Genomic DNA, 2,142 nt, shown 5'->3' with positions numbered 1-2,142 from the left:
GCGAAGGAACTTACAAAGTAAATCCAGACGGTACAGTAACGTTCACACCTGAGAAGACATTCACAGGAACAGGAACAGGCGTAACAGTTAAACGTGTAGATAAGAACGGTACCCCAGTAACAGCTAAATACACACCAACAGTAACCCCAGTAATCCCAACAGCAGAACCAGCTGAAACAACAGATATCCAAGGTAAAACACAAACTGGCAAACCTGAATTCAAACCAGGCAACCCAGAAGTACCAATGGATGATGAAGTACCAGCAACCTTCGAAGATGGATCAACTGAGAAAGCAATTCCAGGCGAAGGAACTTACAAAGTAAATCCAGACGGTACAGTAACGTTCACACCTGAGAAGACATTCACAGGAACAGGAACAGGCGTAACAGTTAAACGTGTAGATAAGAACGGTACCCCAGTAACAGCTAAGTACACACCAACAGTAACACCTGTGACTCCAGAAGGAACACCAGCTGAAACAACAGATATCCAAGGTAAAGAACAAACTGGCAAACCTGAATTCAAACCAGGCAATCCAGACGTACCAATGGATGATGAAGTACCAGCAACCTTCGAAGATGGATCAACTGAGAAAGCAATTCCAGGAGAAGGTACCTACACAGTAGCTCCAGATGGAAAAGTAACCTTCGTACCAGAGAAATCATTCACAGGTAAAGGAACAGGCGTAACAGTTAAACGTGTAGATAAGAACGGAACACCAGTTACAGCTAAGTACACACCAACTGTAACTCCTGTAACACCAACAGCGACTCCTGCTGAATCAGTAGCCCCTCAAGGTGTAGTTCAAACTGGAACAGTAACCTTCACAGAAGGTGATCCAGTTGCGCCAATCGACAAGGATACGATTACCCTTCTTGATGAAAATGGTCAACCAGCTGCATCAGTAGTTGCTAAATCACCAGAAGGTAAAGAAATCGGTACCTTCACAGTTGATAAGGAAACAGGTGTTGTAACCTTTACACCAACTGACAAGTCATACTCAGGTGATGTTGTTCCGGTTAAGGTTCAAGCTAAAGACGCTAACGGTACTGCTGTAGAAACAGCTTACACACCTAAGATTACTCCAGTAGTTCCAACAGCTGAGGATGTAACTTCAAAAGATAAACAAGGCCAAACCCAAACAGGTAAGCCTAAGTTTACTGAGGGAGATCCAGTTGTACCGATGGATGATGATACACCAGCAACCTTCGAAGATGGTTCAACAACTAAGACAATTCCAGGTGAAGGAACATACACAGTAGCTCCAGATGGAACAGTAACATTTGTCCCAGAAAAATCATTCACAGGGGAAGGAACAGGCGTAACTGTTAAACGTGTAGATAAGAACGGTACACCAGTTACAGCTAAGTACACACCAACAGTAACACCAGTAACACCAACAGGTGAACCAGCTACAACTATTGGACCAAAAGGTCAAGAACAATCTGGAAAACCAAACTTCACAGAAGGTGACCCAAGTGTTCCAATGAATGACGATGTACCAGCTACATTTGAGGATGGTTCAACAACTAAGACAGTTCCAGGTGTTGGTACTTATACGGTAGCTCCAGATGGAACAGTAACCTTTAAACCAGAACCAGAATTTACAGGAACAGCTCCATCTGTAACAGTTGTCCGTGAAGATAAGAACGGTACTAAAGCTTCTGCAACTTACACACCAACAGTAACACCAGTTACTATATTTGTAGACAAAGAAGGTAAAGAGATTCCAGGATATCCAACAGAAGATAATGAACAGCCTAAGAAAGATATTCCAGGCTACCGCTTCGTAGAGACTAAGAAACTTCCAAACGGTGACACAGAGCACGTTTATGAGAAAGTTAAGACAAGTCACAAGGATAAGGAAGGCAATGAAATTCCAGGATATCCAACAGAAGATGGAGAAAATCCTAAGAAAGATATTCCAGGCTACCGCTTCGTAGAGACTAAGAAACTTCCAAACGGCGACACAGAGCACGTTTATGAGAAGGTTAAGACTAGTCATAAGGATAAAGAAGGCAATGAAATTCCAGGATATCCAACAGAAGATGGAGAAAATCCTAAGAAAGACATTCCAGGCTACCGCTTCGTAGAGACTAAGAAACTTCCAAACGGCGACACAGAACATGTCTACGAAAAAG

Annotated in this window: 1 pseudogene; it reads left to right on the top strand. The window is 42.9% G+C overall.

Features of this window, described 5'->3' with window-relative positions:
- Positions 1-2,142: pseudogene (locus QM941_RS09755) on the top strand (fibronectin-binding protein); the annotation flags it as partial.

The organism is Streptococcus timonensis (assembly GCF_047460355.1).
Classification (GTDB): Bacteria; Bacillota; Bacilli; order Lactobacillales; family Streptococcaceae; genus Streptococcus; species Streptococcus timonensis_A.
This window is presented reverse-complemented; position numbering and strand designations above follow the sequence as displayed.